The 18,523-nt window shown below is 71.6% G+C and carries 13 protein-coding genes and 1 pseudogene; 6 read left to right on the top strand and 8 right to left on the bottom strand.

The features are described 5' to 3' along the window. Window positions 1-15: 15 nt before the first annotated feature. The 3 genes from ABZV31_RS10325 to ABZV31_RS10315 all read right to left on the bottom strand — a co-directional run bounded on the left by ABZV31_RS10325 (window position 16) and on the right by ABZV31_RS10315 (window position 6,952). Window positions 16-2,661, bottom strand: coding sequence for a protein kinase (locus tag ABZV31_RS10325; RefSeq protein WP_355890757.1), 2,646 nt, complete (start codon window positions 2,659-2,661; stop codon window positions 16-18). 152 nt (window positions 2,662-2,813) lie between these two features. Continuing rightward, window positions 2,814-4,886: a serine/threonine-protein kinase gene (locus tag ABZV31_RS10320; RefSeq protein WP_355890754.1), complete on the bottom strand. Its 2,073-nt coding sequence runs from the start codon at window positions 4,884-4,886 to the stop codon at window positions 2,814-2,816. A gap of 359 nt (window positions 4,887-5,245) precedes the next feature. After that, window positions 5,246-6,952 (bottom strand): glycerol-3-phosphate dehydrogenase/oxidase, encoded by a 1,707-nt coding sequence (locus ABZV31_RS10315; protein WP_355890751.1) that lies wholly within the window; start codon window positions 6,950-6,952, stop codon window positions 5,246-5,248. A gap of 272 nt (window positions 6,953-7,224) precedes the next feature. Between ABZV31_RS10315 and ABZV31_RS10310 the strand changes: the two genes are divergently transcribed. After that, window positions 7,225-8,433, top strand: a complete 1,209-nt coding sequence (locus ABZV31_RS10310) for a nucleotide sugar dehydrogenase (protein WP_355890748.1) — start codon at window positions 7,225-7,227, stop codon at window positions 8,431-8,433. Window positions 8,434-8,505: 72 nt separating this feature from the next. On the opposite strand, the gene ABZV31_RS10305 is transcribed toward ABZV31_RS10310, so the two are convergent. From ABZV31_RS10305 to ABZV31_RS10290, 4 genes are all read right to left on the bottom strand, one after another. Next, a complete protein-coding gene (locus ABZV31_RS10305; RefSeq protein WP_355890745.1) occupies window positions 8,506-9,630 on the bottom strand; it encodes a GuaB3 family IMP dehydrogenase-related protein in 1,125 nt (374 codons plus the stop codon). 182 nt (window positions 9,631-9,812) lie between these two features. Further along, a complete protein-coding gene (gene guaB, locus ABZV31_RS10300) occupies window positions 9,813-11,321 on the bottom strand; it encodes an IMP dehydrogenase (RefSeq protein ID WP_355890742.1) in 1,509 nt (502 codons plus the stop codon). A 154-nt stretch (window positions 11,322-11,475) separates the two neighbouring features. Beyond that, on the bottom strand, window positions 11,476-12,063 hold the full coding sequence (locus ABZV31_RS10295) for a sigma-70 family RNA polymerase sigma factor (protein ID WP_355890739.1): 588 nt from the start codon (window positions 12,061-12,063) through the stop codon (window positions 11,476-11,478). Between the two features lie 612 nt (window positions 12,064-12,675). After that, window positions 12,676-13,287, bottom strand: coding sequence for a response regulator transcription factor (locus tag ABZV31_RS10290; protein ID WP_003948568.1), 612 nt, complete (start codon window positions 13,285-13,287; stop codon window positions 12,676-12,678). Between the two features lie 381 nt (window positions 13,288-13,668). On the opposite strand from ABZV31_RS10290, the gene ABZV31_RS10285 reads away from it, so the two are divergent. Then, on the top strand, window positions 13,669-13,998 hold the full coding sequence (locus ABZV31_RS10285) for a WhiB family transcriptional regulator (RefSeq protein ID WP_355890736.1): 330 nt from the start codon (window positions 13,669-13,671) through the stop codon (window positions 13,996-13,998). A gap of 82 nt (window positions 13,999-14,080) precedes the next feature. On the opposite strand, the gene ABZV31_RS10280 is transcribed toward ABZV31_RS10285, so the two are convergent. Then, window positions 14,081-14,977 carry a LysR family transcriptional regulator gene (locus ABZV31_RS10280; protein ID WP_355890733.1) on the bottom strand — a complete coding sequence of 299 codons (897 nt, stop codon included), beginning with the start codon at window positions 14,975-14,977 and terminating at the stop codon, window positions 14,081-14,083. 80 nt (window positions 14,978-15,057) lie between these two features. On the opposite strand from ABZV31_RS10280, the gene ABZV31_RS10275 reads away from it, so the two are divergent. The 4 genes and pseudogenes from ABZV31_RS10275 to ABZV31_RS10260 all read left to right on the top strand — a co-directional run. After that, on the top strand, window positions 15,058-15,726 hold the full coding sequence (locus ABZV31_RS10275; protein WP_355890730.1) for an MOSC domain-containing protein: 669 nt from the start codon (window positions 15,058-15,060) through the stop codon (window positions 15,724-15,726). 202 nt (window positions 15,727-15,928) lie between these two features. Continuing rightward, entirely contained in the window at window positions 15,929-16,702 is a 774-nt protein-coding gene (locus ABZV31_RS10270; RefSeq protein ID WP_355890728.1) for an SDR family oxidoreductase, read from the top strand. 153 nt (window positions 16,703-16,855) lie between these two features. Next, the gene (locus tag ABZV31_RS10265) at window positions 16,856-17,563 is read left to right on the top strand and encodes an ester cyclase (RefSeq protein WP_355890725.1); all 708 of its coding nucleotides are present in this window, start codon (window positions 16,856-16,858) and stop codon (window positions 17,561-17,563) included. Window positions 17,564-18,105: 542 nt separating this feature from the next. Beyond that, a pseudogene (locus ABZV31_RS10260) lies at window positions 18,106-18,435 on the top strand (RloB domain-containing protein); the annotation flags it as partial. Between the last annotated feature and the right edge of the window lie 88 nt (window positions 18,436-18,523).

The following is an 18,523-nucleotide window of genomic DNA, read 5'->3' as shown; positions in this document are numbered from 1 at the left end:
TGGGAACCGCGGGGCTCAGCCGGTGAACCGGTACGTCGCCGACGCCTGCTCGTACAGCTTGGTCACCTCGTCCCGCTGGGCCTCCGGGCCACGTACCTGCACCACGTGGTAGCGCCCGTCGAGGAGGACGGCGAGGTTGCGCACGAACAACTCCCGCCCGTTCGCGTCGGTCCAGGTGAACTGCCCCTCGGCCATGGTCCGCCCGCCCACCTCGATGGTCCGCATCCCGGACGAGGTGGCCCAGCTGGAGTCGCGGTAGCCCTGCAGTTCCTGCTCCTTCTCCCGCTGATAGGCCATCGGATCGCTGCCGTACTCGGCCGCGCTGTCCCGGCCGGGCACGACGACGAGCTCGAAGTCGCCGTGGGAGTACACCACCTGGTCCCGGTCGTACCTGAGAGTGCGGTCCCAGCCCTTGGCGACGGCGACCTGGAAGCCCGCGGGGTCCTTGCGCAGGGTGAAGCCGTCGGCGACGTCGGGGTCGGTGGTCTGCGTCTCGGTCGAACCGGCCGACTGCCCGGCCGACTGCGAGGGGCTGTTGTCCGCGCCCGGCGCGGTCTGGTCGGGCCGTGGTGCGCTGCTCGCGTCGCCGCCGCCCGACCGTGCCGGGGCGGGAGATGCCTCACCGGCGGCTCCGGTGCGGTCGCCGCTCGCCGCGCCGCTGGGGCCGGCCTTCGGCATGAACAGCATCGCGTACGCGATCGCCGCGGCCAGCAGGAGCAGGATCAGCAGAAGCAGGGTGCGGCCGAGGCGACGCGGCGAACGGGCCTCCTGCTTGGCCCGCTTGTGCCGCCCGTGCTGGGCGGGCAGCCCGGCGCGCCGCCTGCGCACCAGCTCGCCCCGGCGGCGGACGACCGGCAGCCGGCTCGGGTCGGCGGGCGGGGCCGCGACGATGTGCACGCCGGCCTCCGGCTCGGGGGCGGAGCGCACCAGGGAGCGCAGCCAGCCGCGCAGCTCCTCGAAGTCGGGCCGTTCGGTGGGGTCCTGACGCAGCAGCGACTCCACGACCGGCCGGAGCGGACCGCACTCCTCGGCGAAGGCGGGCGGCTCGGCGCACACCATCTGCACCAGCTCGGCGGTCGACTCCTCCGGGTAGGGGGCATGTCCCTGCACGGACCGGAAGAGCAGCGCGCCCAGCGCCCACAGGTCGGTCGCGGGCCCGATGGGCGCGGCCAGCTGCCAGTTCTCGTGCACGGGCCCGGCCTGCTCCGGCGCCCACCGCTCGGTCACCGGCCCCACCACGGTCATCCGCGCCTGCCGGGCCCGCTCGGCGGCCAGCGCGGTGGCGGGCCCCCGCCGCGCGGGCGTGCCGGCGACGAGGTCGTCCCAACGGGCGGGCGGGGCCGCGTCACCGGAGGGCGGGGAGTCGGACCCCGTGACGTCGCCGTTCCCCCCGGCGGGGAGTGCCGTACGGCCCGTGGCGTGGCCCCCGGTCGGGGGCGTGCCGCCGGCTTCCGTGCGGGGTGCGGCGCCAGGCCATGAGGTGGGGTCGACGCCGTAGGGGTCGGCAATCTGCCCGGGGGGCGTGGTGGTGCTGCGGTGATCCACGGCCGGTCCGGAGAGGTACGGCGGCTGAGCCGGGCCGTCCGCCCGGGTGTCACCCTCGGCGGGCGGCCGAGCCCCGGGGAGCGCGGTACGCGCACTCTGTTGCGCCTCCTGCACCCGGGCCGCCGCCCGGGCCCCCGCGCGGTAGGCGGCGATCGCCCCGGCCCGCGCTGCCCGGATGTCTCCGCCGCTCTCCGGCGTCCGGCGCTCAAGCGTCCCGGCCGTCCCGGCCGTCCCCGTGCCGTTCGCCGTGTCCGCCCCGGGCACCGGCAACCCTCCGGCCGCCCGGGCCTCGATCGCGGCCCGCCTCGCGGCCTCGGGATCCACGCCGGCGGAACCTGCGCCGCCCGCGGGGCCGCCGAAGCCACCGGCCCCCGTGGTACGGCCCGCCCCGCCGTTCCCTCCGGGGCCTCCAGGGTTCCCGGCAGCGCCGAACGTGCCGGCCCCACCGGACGAGCCCGTGTCACCGGGACGCGGGAAATCCGCGTCCCCCTCCCCGTCCTGAGCCGGCACCGGGTCGTAGCCGCACAGCGCCTCCTCGGCCGCGCCGACGGCGAGGCCGGTCAGCATCACGCGGCCGTCGTCGCAGACGAGGACCGTGCGGGCGGTGATGTTGCGGTGCACCCAGCCGTGCGCGTGCAGCACCCGCAGCGCCATGAGGATGTCGGAGGCGACCTCGGCCGCCCGGTACGGTGTCAGCGGCTTCTCGGCGAGCAGGGCCGCCAGCGGCCGCGCAGCCACCAACTCGCTGACGATCCACAGCGAACCGCCCTCGGCGAACACGTCGAAGACCTGGTCCAGCCGCGGATGGTCGGGGATCCGCGCCGCGGCCTGCGCGGCCTCGACCGCCCGCCGTACCGCCGGGTCGGCGGGGCGTCGCGTCGCCGTCCGCGCCAGGGGCCGCCGCGAGGCGCCGTCGCGGGCCGTGAAACCGTCCGGCAGCCCGTCCGGGTCGAGCACCTCCGCCTCGACCACCTCCGGCAACGGCACCTGCCGGACGAGGACTTCCTGCCCGCTGTAGGTGTCGAAGGCCCGGGTCTCGGTGAGTTCGTACTCGTCGGACGGCGGCAGCGGCAGGCGGTAGCGGTCGGCGAGTACCCGTCCCGCATAGTCGTCCACGTTGCCTCCCCCGGCCGCCCGGTCGGTCAAGTCCGTTCGCCATGCGTCCCGTTCCGGCTGCGTACCATCCGCAACCACTCACGATACGTGCCGGAGGCAACCTGCAATGAGGGGATGACAGATCTCAGTGCGCAAACCCGGGACCGCTCGCCTCACGACTTCGGTTCGAAGGTCTTCGTCAGCGTCTGCCATGTGTTCTTGCGCAGCCCGCTGTCCCACTTCGCGGCCTTCGCCGTGTACATCAGGGCGTACCCGAGATGGTCGTTGACGACGAACCCGCGGTCGATGGTGCGGTACTCCGTCCCGCCGTCGACGTAGGTGAACTCCCAGTCAGCGGTGTTCCAGCCGCGGTAGTCCGCCTTCTCTATACGGATGCGGTGGTACTGCGAACGCACCATGTACCGCTCCTGGTTCCTCCAGTCGGCGACGGGATCGCCCTTGGGTGTCGACGTCCAGGCGATCAGCAGCTTCTGCCCGTCGGGGCCGGTGAAGCGGGCCCCCGCGGAGTCCGTGGTCGTGTACTTCCACCCCTTGGGCAGCCCGATGGAGAACCCCTGGCCCCCCTTGTACGTCGACGCCGCCGCGCTGTCGTCCCCGGAGCCGGCCGAGCCGGAGTCGCCGTCGACCGAGGCGCTCGTACCGGCGCTCGCGCCGGGCGTGCCGTCCGAGGCGGTGCCCGTCGTCGCCGAGTCGGTCTTGTCCCCGTCCGCACGGGTCCCGCTGTGCGCGTCCTCCTTGGTCGCGGCGCTCGCGGACGCGCCGGCGGTGGCGGACGTGCTGCCGGTGCCGGGCTTGTCTTCCTTCGAGCCGTGGTCGTCGCCGCCGAGGGTGAAGGCCAGCACGGTGCCGATCACGGCGAGCAGCACGGCCACCGCAATGATCACCAGCGTGCGCCGCGGCACCACGTCGGTGAGCGGCGCCCTGGGCGCCGGCCGCGGCGGCATGTCCGGCGGCGGCACCACGGGCCACCCCGAACTGGGCCGACCGGCCCGGGTGTCGGTACCGGTCATCCCCTGCTCACGCGCACCGGACACCGCCGGGCCGGGGGCAGCCGCGCCGGGCGCGGACGCATGCGGAGTCCGGGACTCGGCGGTCCCCACAGCAGCCCCGGAGCCCGCCGAACCGTTCCCGTCCACCGCCGACTTGGTGCGGGCCGCGGCCGCCGAGGTGGCCACCCCCGCCGCCACGGCGGCCCTGCGCACGGAGCGCAGCGCCCCGCGCAACCGCTCGGCCGCCTCCTCGCCCCGCTTGCCGTCGGCGTCCGCGGAACTCCCCCTGCCCGCAGGCCCGTCCGGCTGCGCCGGCAGCGGCACGACCTTCGTCGCGTCCGCCGGCGGCTCCGGCTCGGCCTCCTTCGACTCGGGCGCGTTGATGACGGCCTTGAGCATCGCCCGGGCACCTGCGTCGTCGAGCCGCTTCGCCGGGTCCTTGGTGAGCAGGCCGTAGATGACGTCCTTCAGCGGCCCGGCGTTCTTCGGCTCCTCCAGCGGCTCGGTCATCACCGCGGTCAGGGTGGCGATCGCCGAGCCCTTGTCGTACGGCGGCACGCCCTCGACCGCCGCGTACAGCAGGCCGCCGAGCGACCACAGGTCCGCCGCCGGGCCCGGCTTGTGCCCGCGGGCCCGCTCCGGCGAGATGTAGGAGGGGGCGCCGACGAGCATGCCGGTGGAGGTGATGGACGGGTCGCCCTCGACCTGCGCGATGCCGAAGTCGGTGAGCACGACCCGGCCGTCCTCGGCGATCAGCACGTTGGACGGCTTCACGTCGCGGTGCAGGATGCCCTGGCGGTGCGCGGAGCGCAGCACGTCCAGGATGGCGAGCCCGACCTCCGCCGCCCGCTTCGGCTCCAACAGGCCGTCCTCGCGGATGACTTCGGCGAGGGACTTGCCCTCGATGAGCTCCATCACGATCCACGGCCGGTCGTCCTCGTCGACCACGTCGAAGACCGTCACCGCGCTGGTGTTGCGGATCCGCGCGATCGCCTTGGCCTCGCGCAGCGTACGCGTGATCAGGCGTCGCTTCTCGTCCTCGTCGATGTTCGACGGGAACCGCAGCTCCTTGACGGCGACCGTCCGGCCCAGGGTCTCGTCCTCGGCACGCCACACCGTGCCCATGCCGCCGCGGCCGAGCACGTCTCCCAGCCGGTACCGCCCGGCGAGAAGACGCTCGCTGTTGTCCTGACGAGTGTCCTGACGGGATGTCCCCGCCCGCTCCGCCTCCGACATGCGTCCCCTCATGCAACCCGCCCTGACAGAGCCTCCATTGTCTCTCACCCGACGAGTGCCCAACGCCCAGGGTGCCGTGGCGAGGCCGCGGAGCACCGTTCAATGACGCGTTCGGCATGGCGGAATGACGGGCCGTGACAAGGGAGGCGCCGCGGGTGCCGACGCTTCGGACACTTCCGGCCATAACCGTGTCGCCGTGCCCTCACACGATGCACGGAAGCCGCCCGCGCGAAACCCCGTGCACACCGACGCACGGAAGCCGCCCGCGCGAAACCCCGTGCACACCGACGCACGGTAGGCCGCCCGCGCAGAACCCCTTCGCGCGGGCGGCTTCACGACGGACGCAGCCCTGCGCAGACCTACAACGGCACGATGTCCGGCGCGCCCAGCCGCGCCGCGTCGGCGGTCAGGTCGTCGGGCTGGCGCTGCGACTCCCGTTCGGCCTCCACCCGCTTCTGGTAGTGCTCGACCTCGCGCTCGATCTGGTCCTTGTCCCAGCCCAGCACCGGCGCCATCAGCTCGGCGGCCTCGCGGGCGCTGAGCGTGCCCCGGTCGAAGGTCTCTATGGAAATGCGCGTCCGCCGGGTCAGCACGTCGTCCAGGTGCCGTGCGCCCTCGTGCGAGGCGGCGTAGACGACCTCGGCACGCAGGTAGTCGTCGGCCGCCTGCAGCGGCGCGCCCAGCGACGGGTTCTCGGCGATGAGGTCGAGGACCTCCTGCGCCGCCGACCCGTACCGGTTCAACAGGTGCTCCACGCGCACCACATGGATGCCGGTCTCGGCGGCTGTCCGCGCTCGCGCGTTCCACATGGCCCGGTAGCCCTCCGCGCCCAGCAGCGGGATGTCCTCGGTGACGCATTCGGCGACCCGCATGTCGAGGCCGTGCACCGCCTCGTCCACCGCGTCCTTGGCCATCACCCGGTACGTCGTGTACTTGCCGCCCGCGACCACCACGAGCCCGGGCGCCGGATGGGCCACGGTGTGTTCGCGCGACAGCTTGCTGGTGGCGTCGGACTCGCCGGCGAGCAGGGGCCGCAGGCCCGCGTACACGCCCTGGACGTCGTCGCGGCTGAGCGGCACCGCGAGCACCGAGTTGACGTGGTCCAGGAGGTAGTCGATGTCGGCACTGGATGCGGCCGGGTGCGCCTTGTCCAGATTCCAGTCGGTGTCGGTGGTCCCGATGATCCAGTGCCGGCCCCACGGGATCACGAACAGCACGGACTTCTCGGTGCGCAGGATCAGCCCGGTCGAGGAGTTGATGCGGTCCTTGGGCACGACCAGGTGGATGCCCTTGGACGCCCGGACGTGGAACTGGCCCCGCTCCCCCACCATCGCCTGGGTGTCGTCGGTCCACACCCCGGTGGCGTTGACGACCTGCTTGGCGCGGACCTCGTACTCCCCGCCGCCCTCCACGTCCTGCACCCGGGCGCCGACGACGCGCTCGCCCTCGCGCAGGAAGCCGGTCACGCGCGCACGGTTGGCGACCTTCGCGCCGTACGACGACGCCGTGCGCACCAGCGTCGCCACGTAGCGGGCGTCGTCCACCTGGGCGTCGTAGTACTGCAGCGCTCCGACCAGTGCGTCCTTCCTCAGGCAGGGGGCGACGCGCAGGGCGTGACGGCGGGTCAGGTGGCGGTGCAGGGGCAGGCCCCGGCCGTGCGCGCGGGCCATCGACATGGCGTCGTAGAGCGCGACGCCCGAGCCGGCGTACAGGCGCTCCCAGCCCTTGCGCTGGAGCGGGTACAGGAACGGCACGGGTTTGACCAGGTGGGGGGCCAGGCGCTCCAGCAGCAGGCCGCGCTCCTTCAGCGCCTCCCGGACGAGCGCGAAGTCGAGCATCTCCAGATAGCGCAGTCCGCCGTGTATCAGCTTGCTGGACCTGCTCGACGTGCCTGACGCCCAGTCGCGGGCCTCGACCAGCCCCGTGGACAGGCCACGGGTCACGGCGTCGAGGGCCGTGCCCGCACCCACCACGCCTCCGCCCACGACCAGCACGTCCAGCTCGCGCTCGGCCATTCCCGCCAGTGACTCGGCGCGCTGCGCCGGCCCCAGTGTCGCTGTCCTCACTGCTGCCTCCCGCTTTCGGTCGCGTCGGCCGCGCCCGTCGGGCGAAGCTCGCTGTCTGCCATCCCCCATGCCCAAATTCTGACCGGGTTGCCCAACTTCGGCCACCAGTCGCCCCCAGCCTGTGGACAACCGTCACGGCTCCCCGAGAAACACGCTGGTCAATCCCACAAAACGGTCATATTTACTCCTAGTCTGACATTGCGCTGGCCCGTCCTGTCCACCGGGCTTGCGCACCTGCCCCGCCTCGGTTACTGGGAAGGACGGCCCACGCCATGCCCGCAGATCTCGCCGTCATCGGACTCGGTCCTCTCGGCCTGCCCCTGGCCCAGGCCGCCGTCGCCGCCGGCATCCCCACCCTCGGATACCGGACCGGGCCCGAGTCCGGCTCCCTCAGCCCCGCCGAACTGCGCCGGATGCTCTCGGGGGGCTTCCGGCCGGCCACCAACCCGGCCGAGCTCGGCCGGGTGCGCACCGCGGTCATCTGCGCGCCGACCCCGCGGGACGCGGACGGCGGGCTCGACCTGAGCCAGGTGGCGGCGGCCGCCCGCACGCTGGCCGAGCGGTTGCGTCCGCACACCACGGTTATCCTGGAATCGCCCGTCCACCCCGGAACCACGGAGGAATTCCTGCGGCGGCTCCTGGAGGATGGCTCGGGACTCCGCGCGGGCCGCGACTTCCACCTCGCCTACTCGCCGAGCCGCGTCGACCCCGGCAACCGCGACTTCACCCCGGCCAACACGCCGAAGGTGATCGGCGGCCTGACGCCGGCCTGCACCGAGTCGGCCGCCGCCTTCTACGGGCGGCTCACCGACAAGGTGGTCCGCGCACGCGGACTGCGCGAGGCGGAGACCGTGCAGCTCCTTGAGACCAACTACCGGCACGTCAACATCGCCCTCGTCAACGAGATGGCCGTCCTGTGCCACGAGTTGGGCGTCGACCTGTGGGACGTCGTCCGCTGCGCGGAGACCAAGCCGTTCGGCTTCCAGGCGTTCCGCCCCGGCCCCGGCGTCGGCGGCCACGGCGTCCCCCAGGACCTGACCGGGCACGCGAGCCGCACCCTGCGGATGGTGGAACTGGCCCAGCAGGTCAACAGCCGGATGCCGCAGTACGTCATCCAGCGCGCCGCCACGCTGCTGAACGAACACGGCAAGTCGGCCCGCGGCGCGCGCGTGCTACTGCTCGGCGTCACCTACAAACCCGACCTGGCCGACCTGCAGGGCACACCCGCACAGGAGATCGCGGTCCGGCTGATGGAGCTCGGCGCCGCCGTCAGCTACCACGACCCGCATGTGGCGGCCTGGAGCGTCCTGGACCGCCCGGTCCCGCGCGCCGACTCCCTGTACGACGCGGTGGCCGACGCCGACCTGACGATCCTGCTCCAGCACCACCGTACGTACGACCTGCAGGGCCTGTCGGTGAAGGCCCAGCTGCTCCTCGACACGCGCGGGGCGGCGCCGACGGGGGCGGCACACCGGCTGTAGACCATCGCCTCGGGACGCCGAGGGGCCCGGACCGCCTATGCCACGGTCCGGGCCCCTGCGGCACCGTGCGGCCTACCTCTTGTGCTGCGAGTCCGCCACCGTCACCTCGACCCGCTGGAACTCCTTGAGCTCGCTGTAGCCGGTGGTGGCCATGGCGCGGCGCAGGGCGCCGAAGAAGTTCATGGAGCCGTCGGGGGTGTGGGACGGGCCGGTGAGGATCTCCTCGATGGTGCCGACCGTGCCGAGGTCTACCTTCTTGCCGCGCGGCAGCTCCTCGTTGACGGCCTCCATGCCCCAGTGGTGGCCCTTGCCGGGCGCGTCGACCGCGCGGGCGAGCGGGGAGCCCATCATGACGGCGTCGGCGCCGCAGGCGATCGCCTTGGGCAGGTCGCCGGACCAGCCGACGCCGCCGTCCGCGATCACGTGCACGTAGCGGCCGCCGGACTCGTCCATGTAGTCGCGGCGGGCGGCGGCCACGTCGGCGACCGCCGTGGCCATCGGGACCTGGATGCCGAGGACGTTCCGCGTGGTGTGCGCGGCGCCACCGCCGAAGCCGACCAGGACGCCGGCCGCGCCGGTGCGCATCAGGTGCAGGGCCGCGGTGTAGGTGGCGCAGCCGCCGACGATCACCGGGACGTCGAGCTCGTAAATGAACTGCTTCAGGTTCAGCGGCTCGTGCGAGGACGAGACGTGCTCCGCCGACACGGTCGTACCGCGGATGACGAAAATGTCCACGCCGGCGTCCACGACCGCCTTGGAGAACTGGGCCGTGCGCTGCGGGGAGAGCGCGGCTGCGGTGACCACGCCGGAGTCGCGCACCTCCTTGATGCGCGCGCCGATCAGCTCCTCCTTGATGGGCGCCGCGTAGATCTCCTGCAGGCGGCGCGTCGCGGACTCGGCGGGCAGCTCGGCGATCTCGTCGAGCAGCGGCTGCGGGTCCTCGTACCGCGTCCACAGGCCCTCGAGGTTGAGCACCCCCAGGCCGCCCATCTCGCCGATGCGGATGGCCGTGGCCGGGGAGACGACCGAGTCCATGGGGGCGGCCAGGAAGGGCAGCTCGAAGCGGTAGGCGTCGATCTGCCAGGCGATCGAGACCTCCTTCGGGTCCCGGGTGCGGCGGCTGGGGACGACGGCGATGTCGTCGAACGCGTATGCCCGGCGGCCGCGCTTGCCGCGCCCGATCTCGATCTCAGTCACGTCTGTGGCCTTTCCCTGATGCGTTTCAGCGTCTTCCAGTATCGCCGACGGGTACGACAGCGGCCCTCCGCAGGTACGGCGAAGGCGGCCCCGGAGCATCCGGGACCGCCCTCGGCCACGCCTCGACACGCTGCACGCGTGCGCTTGCCCGTGGATCACGACACGCTGCACGCGTGCGTGCGTCACTTCTTGCTGCTGTAGTTCGGCGCCTCGACCGTCATCTGGATGTCGTGCGGGTGGCTCTCCTTCAGGCCCGCCGAGGTGATCCGCACGAACTGGCCCTTGGCCTGGAGCTCGGGGATCGTCCTGCCGCCGACGTAGAACATCGACTGGCGCAGGCCGCCGACCAGCTGGTGGACGACGGAGGACAGCGGACCGCGGTAGGGCACCTGGCCCTCGATGCCCTCGGGGATCAGCTGCTCGTCGGAGGCGACGCCCTCCTGGAAGTACCGGTCCTTGGAGAACGACCTGCGGTCGCCGCGGGACTGCATGGCGCCCAGGGAGCCCATACCGCGGTAGGACTTGAACTGCTTGCCGTTGATGAACTGCAGCTCGCCCGGGGACTCCTCGCAGCCGGCGAGCAGCGAGCCCAGCATCACCGTGTCCGCGCCCGCGACCAGGGCCTTGGCGATGTCACCGGAGTACTGCAGGCCGCCGTCGCCGATGACCGGGACACCGGCCGCCTTGGCGGCCAGCGCGGCCTCGTAGATGGCCGTGACCTGCGGGACGCCGACGCCGGCGACCACGCGGGTGGTGCAGATGGAGCCGGGGCCCACACCGACCTTGATGCCGTCGGCGCCCGCGTCGACGAGTGCCTGGGCACCGTCGCGCGTGGCGACGTTGCCGCCGATGACGTCGACGCCGGACGAGTTCGACTTGATCTTGGCGATCATGTCGCCGACCAGCCGGGAGTGGCCGTGCGCGGTGTCGACGACGATGAAGTCGACGCCCGCCTCGATCAGGGCCTGGGCGCGCTCGAAGGCGTCACCGGCCACGCCGACCGCCGCACCGACGAGGAGGCGGCCCTCGGCGTCCTTGGCGGCGCGCGGGTACTGCTCCGCCTTGACGAAGTCCTTGACCGTGATCAGGCCCTTGAGGACGCCCTCGTCGTCTACCAGGGGCAGCTTCTCGATCTTGTGCTTGCGCAGCAGCTCCATGGCCTCGTGGCCGGAGATGCCGACCTTGCCGGTGACCAGCGGCATCGGCGTCATGACCTCGCGCACCTGGCGCGTTCGGTCGGTCTCGAAGGCCATGTCGCGGTTGGTGACGATACCGAGCAGCTTCTTGTTGCCGTCGGTGACCGGCACGCCGCTGATGCGGAACTTGGCGCACAGCGCGTCGGCCTCGGCAAGGGTGGCGTCCGGGTGCACCGTGATGGGGTCGGCGACCATGCCGGACTCGGAGCGCTTGACCAGGTCGACCTGGTTGGCCTGGTCCTCGATGGACAGGTTGCGGTGCAGAACGCCGACGCCGCCCTGGCGGGCCATCGCGATCGCCATGCGCGACTCGGTGACCTTGTCCATGGCGGCGGACAGCAGCGGGATGTTGACCCGCACGTTCTTGGAGACGTACGAGGCGGTGTCGATCTCGTCGGGTGCCATGTCCGACGGGCCCGGCAGCAGCAGCACGTCGTCGTAGGTCAGCCCGAGTGTCGCGAATTTCTCGGGCACTCCGTCGACGTTGGCAGTCATGACACCTTCCCCAAATGGCCTTGATCGGTGCGGATGTCCATGCTAACGGGAAGCGGGCTTCTCACATTCCACGGTGTGAGGTGACGCCGGGCTTCGTATGTTCGTACGGAAACGGCGGGTCGCCTGTTCATATGAGGCCCGGGAAGGGGCTCTTCTACTGCTCGGCGAGCGCCCGCAGCCGGCTCAGCGCCCGGTGTTGGGCCACTCGCACCGCTCCCGGTGACATTCCCAACATCTGACCCGTCTCCTCGGCCGTCAAGCCCACGGCGATGCGCAGCAGGAGCAGCTCGCGCTGGTTCTCGGGAAGGTTGGCCAGGAGTTTCTTGGCCCACTCGGCGTCGCTGCTGAGCAGGGCGCGCTCCTCCGGGCCGAGGGAGTCGTCCGGGCGCTCGGGCATCTCGTCGGACGGGACGGCCGTCGAACCGGGGTGCCGCATGGCCGCGCGCTGCAGGTCCGCAACCTTGTGGGCGGCGATGGCGAAGACGAAGGCCTCGAAGGGGCGTCCGGTGTCCTTGTAGCGCGGCAGGGCGAGCAGCACGGCCACGCAGACCTCCTGGGCGAGGTCCTCGACGAAGTGGCGTGCGTCGCCCGGGAGCCGGGACAGCCGGGTGCGGCAGTAGCGCAACGCCAGCGGGTGGACACGGGCGAGCAGATCGTGCGTGGCCTGCTCGTCCCCGTCGACCGCGCGGTGGACGAGCGCACCGATCGCCCCTTGGGCAAGTGCCGCCTCGTCGTCACGCATCGGTCCATGGTGCCCTGGCGTCGTCCGCTCCGTGACACCGCGCCCTTCGTTGTGCACCGAAGCGTTATGAGCAGGTGCGCCGGAAGTCATCCCCTGCGCCCTCCCCTTCCGCTCGACCGACTTGTCCCCGAGGAACTCCACACCTCAAGGATGCGGCATCCGCGGCGAAACAAGCAGCGGCGCCCGGCGGGCCGCTTGGCCCCGAGCGTCCCTCCTGCGGTAGGCGGCGATGCCCGCAGCCCGGATACGGCCGCCCCCGGGGCCACTGCGTCCGGGCGCCTCCTCCCCCTGGCATTCGGCTTCTCCTGCGTTTCTCGACGTCACTCGCTCCGGGTGGGCCCGTGAGCAGAGACGTATCCGCAGCGCTGTCGGCGCCCTCGGGGCCCTCGGGCAGCGGCTCCCAGGACCGGCCCCGCAGCGCCGGATCGGGCACGCCCCCGCCGCATTGACCCTCGCCTGCGCCGTACGGCCGGACGCTCCCCCACGCTCGATCCCGCGCGCGTGGGGGGCGCCGTCACGTTTCCGCTCGGCCGGGCCGGCCAGTCCCCGCCGCCGGGAGGCCGCCCGGTGCGCCGGACCCAGGCCGTCGATCGGCCCGGAACCGGACAGGACCTAGCGGACCAGGCCCCACCGGAAGCCGAGTGCCACCGCGTGCGCGCGGTCCGAGGCGCCGAGCTTCTTGAACAGGCGGCGGGCGTGCGTCTTGACGGTGTCCTCGGAGAGGAACAGCTCACGGCCGATCTCCGCGTTGGACCGGCCGTGGCTCATGCCCTCCAGGACCTGGATCTCGCGCGCGGTGAGCGTGGGCGCGGCGCCCATCTCGGCGGAGCGCAGCCGACGCGGGGCGAGCCGCCAGGTGGGGTCGGCCAGGGCCTGGGTCACCGTGGCACGCAGCTCCGCGCGGGAGGCGTCCTTGTGCAGATAGCCGCGGGCACCGGCGGCGACCGCGAGGGCCACACCGTCGAGGTCCTCGGCGACGGTGAGCATGATGATGCGCGCACCGGGGTCGGCGGACAGCAGACGCCGGACCGTTTCGACGCCGCCCAGTCCGGGCATGCGCACGTCCATCAGGATGAGGTCCGAGCGGTCGGCACCCCAGCGGCGGAGGACTTCCTCGCCGTTGGCCGCCGTCGTCACGCGCTCGACGCCGGGCACGGTCGCGACCGCGCGGCGGAGCGCCTCTCGGGCAAGCGGGGAGTCGTCGCAGACGAGGACGGATGTCATGGCCGCCCTCCGCAGCTGATGCGCGTCACCTTGAGCCTCCAGGCTGGTACGAAATCGTCACCTGTGCGGTTGACCGTCTCGGACGCCTGCCCGAGCGCTTGTGTTTTCAACCGCCTCCGCACTCTCAACGACGGTCACTCGAAAGAGTTACGGGGCTGTGTGCCATCTTCGGCACTCTACGTGAGGGAGCGGATACAGCGCAGACATGTCGTACCGGCCCTCAACTTTTCATCACAACCCGTGCCCCATTTAGCCCATTTTCTTCCCGTTTCATAGTGTCTGGGGCTAGATTCTCAATGAGTCATATTTTCATCTCCTTAGATCGGAGATGTACGGTCGTCGGCACCACATCCGCCCAGAACGGCTACAAGGGGTCACGCAATGGCAGATTTCTCCCGCCTTCCCGGACCGAACGCGGACCTGTGGGACTGGCAGCTCCTGGCTGCCTGCCGTGGGGTCGACAGCTCTCTCTTCTTCCATCCGGAGGGTGAGCGCGGGGCGGCTCGGAGCGCTCGAGAGAACTCGGCCAAGGAGGTCTGCATGAGGTGCCCGGTCCGCGCGCAGTGCGCGGCGCATGCGCTGGCGGTGCGCGAACCGTACGGCGTGTGGGGCGGCCTGACCGAGGACGAGCGCGAAGAACTCATGGGGCGGGCACGGAAGCGGCTGGTCTCGGCATCGTCGACCAGCGGGCACACCGCCTCGAAAAGCTGAAGGAACGTTTCTGCACTACAGGGCAGGCACACGCGTGCCTGGTGCGTTGGCGGCGCCGTTGCGCCGCGCCCCCGGACCGGGGCTACCGGGACGCCGCGCGCGCCAGCTCCTCCAGCGTCGCCGCCACCGCCGGCACCTGGGCCAGGTCGGGCAGGGTGAGCGCGACGATCTCCCGTCGCACCGCCGGTTCCAGGGTCACCGTGCGTGCACCCCGGGGACGTACGGACTCGATCGCGAGCTGGGGCAGGACGGCGACGCCGAGACCGGCACCCACGAGGCCGACCACCGCCGGATAGTCGTCCGTCGCGAAGTCGATGCGGGGCGTGAAGCCGGCGCTCTCGCACACCTCCACCAACTGGCCGCGGCAGCGCGGGCAGCCCGCGATCCACGGCTCGGCGGCGAGTTCCCCGATGGCGACGGAGCCGGCGCGGGCCAGCCGGTGCCGTTCGGGCACCAGCGCCACGAGCCGGTCGGTCAGCAGCGGCCGTACGACCAGGTCCTCCCACTCCTCCGCGCCCGCGGCCCCCCCGTAGCGGAAGGCGAGCGCCACGTCGCAGTCGCCCTCGCGCAGCAGCTCGACGGACTTCGGCGGCTCGGCCTCCTCCAGCGAGACCCGGGTGCCGGGGTGGGCGGCGCGCAGCGCGGCGAGCGCGGTCGGCACCAGCGTGGAGCTGCCGCTCGGGAAGGAGACGAGCCGGACACGTCCTGCCCGCAGCCCCGCGATGGCGGCGATCTCCTCCTCGGCGGCCGTGAGCCCGGCGAGGATGCCGTTGGCGTGCCGGACGAGCGCCTCGCCGGCCTGCGTCAGGCGAATCTCGCGGCCGCTGCGGACAAGCAGCGGAGTGCCGACGGACGCCTCCAGGGCCTTCATCTGCTGGCTGACGGCGGGCTGGGTGCAGCCCAGTTCGCGCCCCGCCGCGGAGAACGAACCGGTGGTGGCCACGGCGCGCAGCACGCGGAGATGACGAGCCTCGATCACCCCTTGAGCATAAGTGAGCCTTGGATACGGCGGCGAATAATGCGTCGACACTTTGGTCGCCGGTTTTTTACCGTGCGGGCATGAAGCTTCTGTCTGTGAACCTGGGCCGTCCGCAGGCCGTGCCGTACACGGATCAGCCCGAGGGCCTGACCGGCATCGACAAGCGGCCGGCCGACGGACCGGTGCGGGTGGCGGCGCCCGGGCCGAAGGGCGTCGGGGCGAGCGGCCTGGCCGGGGACGCGGTGTGCGACACGCGCCACCACGGCGGCGACGACCAGGCGGTGTACGCGGTGGCGCGCGAGGACCTCGACGACTGGGAGCGCGAACTGGGCCGGACGCTGGCCAACGGCGCGTTCGGCGAGAACCTCACCACGGAGGGCCTCGACATATCCGGCGCGCGGATCGGCGAGCGCTGGCGCATCGGCTCCACGGTGGTCCTGGAGGTCACCTGCGGGCGGATTCCCTGCCGGACCTTCCAGGGCCATCTGGGTGAAAAGGGCTGGGTGAAGCGGTTCACGCAGAAGGGTGCGCCGGGTGCGTATCTACGGGTGATCGAGCCGGGTGAGATCCAGGCGGGCGATCCGATCGAGATCGTGCACCGGCCAGACCACGACGTGACCGTCGCCCTGGAGTTCCGGGCCGGCACGACCGACCGGTCGCTGCTGCCCCGGCTGCTCGCAGCGGGTACGGCCCTGCACCCGGAGTCGCTGGCGGCGGCGCGGAAGTACGCGGAGACGTACGCGGGCTGACTGGGTGTCAGCACACTGAGGCGTAGGCGGGCTGGCGTGGCGTCAGTATGCGGCGGCGTGCATGGACCGACCGTGCGTCGGTACGCGGAGTCACAGGCGACGGACCGGGCGTCGCCGACCCGTCCGACACCTGGTCGTCACCGATCGGGAGGGCCTGTGCAGAGATCCGAGCCACATGCCTTCGGGCCACTAATCTTTCGCCATGACAACGGCTCTGATTACGGGATCGACCGCGGGCATCGGCGCCGCGTTCGCGCGGCGGCTGGCGGCGGACGGGCACAACCTCGTGCTGGTGGCACGGGACACCAAGCGCCTCACGGACCAGGCGACCGAACTGCACGACCGGCACGGCATCGAGGCGGAGGTGCTGACGGCCGACCTGGCGACGGACGAGGGCATCGAGGCGGTCGCCGCCCGGCTGGGCGACCGCAGGAACCCCGTCGACCTGCTGGTCAACAACGCGGGCTTCGGCAACAAGGGCCGCTACCTCGACGTCCCGATGGCCGACGAGCTGCGGATGCTCAAGGTGCACATCGAGGCGGTGCTGCGGCTGACGTCGGCGGCGACGGAGGCGATGCGGGAGCGAGGCCGGGGCGGGGTCGTCAACGTCGCCTCCGTGGCGGCCTTCGTCCCGCGGGGCACGTACGGCGCCTCCAAGGCGTGGGTCGTGCAGTTCACGCAGGGCGCGGCGCGCGACCTGGCGGGCAGCGGTGTACGCCTGATGGCGCTGGCCCCCGGCTTCGTCCGCACCGAGTTCCACCAGCGGGCCGGCATGGGCACGGACAACATCCCGAACTGGATGTGGCTGGACGCCGACAAAATCGTCGCCACGGCCCTGGCGGACCTGGCCCGCGGTAAGACTCTGTCGATCCCGGACCCTCGCTACAAGGCGCTGATGGGCCTGGTGAAGGTCACGCCCCGCGGCCTGCTGGGCGGGATCACGTCGAAGACGGGACGCAAGTACGGGCCGCAGTAGTACCGGCCACAGTGGTACCGGCCACAGTGGTACCGGCCGCAGTAGTACGGACCGCAGTAGTACGGACCGCGGTGACGGTACGGAGGTGACGTCGGTGCCCCGGTGGGACAATGGCCGTGACGGAACCGGACCAGGGGGGCCGGAGGCGGCGTCATGACCTTCGTACAGCTCATCGAGTGCAGGACGAGCCGGTTGGACGAGATGAACCGGCTGATGGACACCTGGGTCGCGCAGACCAAGGGGAAGCGGACCGCGACGCACGCGGTGGTCGGCAAGGACCGGTCGGATGCGTCGCACGTCATCGAGCTGGTGGAGTTCCCGTCGTACGAGGAGGCGATGCGGAACTCGAAGCTGCCGGAAACCGACAGGATCTTCCAGGAGATGGTCGCCCTCTGCGACGAGACGCCCACGTTCACGGATCTCGACGTGGTGCGGGACGAGCAGTTGTACGCGATCACCGTACGGCGGTTCTTCGAGACGCTGGCGACCGAGGGCGACCTGCCGCCGCTCAACGACCTGCTCGAGGAGGACATTCACAGCCACGATCCGGTCAACCCGCAGGACACGATCGGTCTGGACTCCGTCCGCAGCGAGTACCGGATGTGGCGGAGCGCCTTCGACTTCACGTTCACGATCGAGGATCTGATCGCCCAGGGCGACCGGGCCTGCGCGCGCTGGACCTGGAACGCCACGCACAAGGGCGAGTTCCTGGGTATCGCGCCCACCGGGAAGCAGGTCACCATGACCGGGATGACCCTGTTCCGGTTCGGCGACGACGGAAAGATCGCCGAGACCTGGTGGCAGCACGACCAGCTGGGGCTGATGCAGCAGCTCGGCGCATTGGACGCACTGGAGACTTAGTAGAAGAACTAGACGGGCGTCCGGAGAAGCCCCCTGCCTGGCGAGGCAGGGGGCTTCTCGTGCGGCCGGCCCGATTGTCGGAGGGGCCGACTAGGATTTCGGGCCTGCCACCGGAGGGATCCCGCTGCCCGCACAGTCGTCTCTCTGTCTTACTGCCGTTTCGGAGGTGCTCGTTGCCCGCTGCTCCCAAGCCAACAGCTCCCGCTCCGCGTGAGCGATGGTTCCAGCCGCGGCGGTCCGGGTTCCGGTGGGAACAAGAGGGGCTGGACCACCTCAAGGGCCTGATGCCGAAGACTGAGCCGTACCGCGCGTGGGCGACGTTCCAGTTCACCGGGGCGTCCGGCCGGATCAACGAATGCGATGTTCTGATCGCGGTTCCCGGCGGTCTCTAGCATCAACCACCGCGGCATCGTGCAGGCGGTGCAGATCCGCGAGCACCAGGGCGGTCCGGCCATCCTGTTCCGGCATCGCGAGTCCGATCTACGGCTCGACGCCTATCTCGACGCGTACGTCGGGCAGCTCACCCCGCTGATGCGTCTTCCTGCTTCGAGCTGTGGCTCCTGCTCCACTTCCGCGACCACCGCGCCGTCGTCACCGGTTACCAGCAGGCCAAAAGACACCTCGTCGCCTACCATCCCGATTACAGCAAGACGGCCCGTGAGTTCGACTTCGGTCGTTACCGCGCGGGGTGGCCGGAGGCCGTCGAACGGGCGAGGAAGCTCGCGTCGCCGGCGAGGAGCGCAAGGCGAATCCGTCGAACGGGATGTGGCGGCTGGTCCGGCAGATCGTGCCGGCGCATCTGCAAGGCTGACTCGGGGACTGCGCTACTACTGGTCAGGCGGCAGGCTCCAGTTTGTTCGGCCATCCGGTGACCGCGCCGGTGTCGCGAAGCCGGGGTCAGGGAGTTGCTCGATCCCGCTCAAGTCAACCAGGTGGCAAAGAGGAGGGCGAGAGGCATGG

It is taken from the genome of Streptomyces sp. NPDC005202 (assembly GCF_040608235.1).
Classification (GTDB): domain Bacteria; phylum Actinomycetota; class Actinomycetes; order Streptomycetales; family Streptomycetaceae; genus Streptomyces.
Note: the sequence above shows the minus strand (reverse complement) of the source record. Positions and strands in the feature narration are given on the sequence as shown.

Bases quoted from the DNA above. Each gene is read 5' to 3' on its own strand.
- ABZV31_RS10310 (WP_355890748.1), top strand. From the start codon at position 7,225: ATGCCCGCAGATCTCGCCGTCATCGGACTCGGTCCTCTCGGCCTGCCC.
- ABZV31_RS10295 (WP_355890739.1), bottom strand. From the start codon at position 12,063: ATGCGTGACGACGAGGCGGCACTTGCCCAAGGGGCGATCGGTGCGCTC.
- ABZV31_RS10320 (WP_355890754.1), bottom strand. From the start codon at position 4,886: ATGTCGGAGGCGGAGCGGGCGGGGACATCCCGTCAGGACACTCGTCAG.
- ABZV31_RS10275 (WP_355890730.1), top strand. From the start codon at position 15,058: ATGAAGCTTCTGTCTGTGAACCTGGGCCGTCCGCAGGCCGTGCCGTAC.
- ABZV31_RS10270 (WP_355890728.1), top strand. From the start codon at position 15,929: ATGACAACGGCTCTGATTACGGGATCGACCGCGGGCATCGGCGCCGCG.
- ABZV31_RS10290 (WP_003948568.1), bottom strand. From the start codon at position 13,287: ATGACATCCGTCCTCGTCTGCGACGACTCCCCGCTTGCCCGAGAGGCG.
- guaB (WP_355890742.1), bottom strand. From the start codon at position 11,321: ATGACTGCCAACGTCGACGGAGTGCCCGAGAAATTCGCGACACTCGGG.
- ABZV31_RS10285 (WP_355890736.1), top strand. From the start codon at position 13,669: ATGGCAGATTTCTCCCGCCTTCCCGGACCGAACGCGGACCTGTGGGAC.
- ABZV31_RS10265 (WP_355890725.1), top strand. From the start codon at position 16,856: ATGACCTTCGTACAGCTCATCGAGTGCAGGACGAGCCGGTTGGACGAG.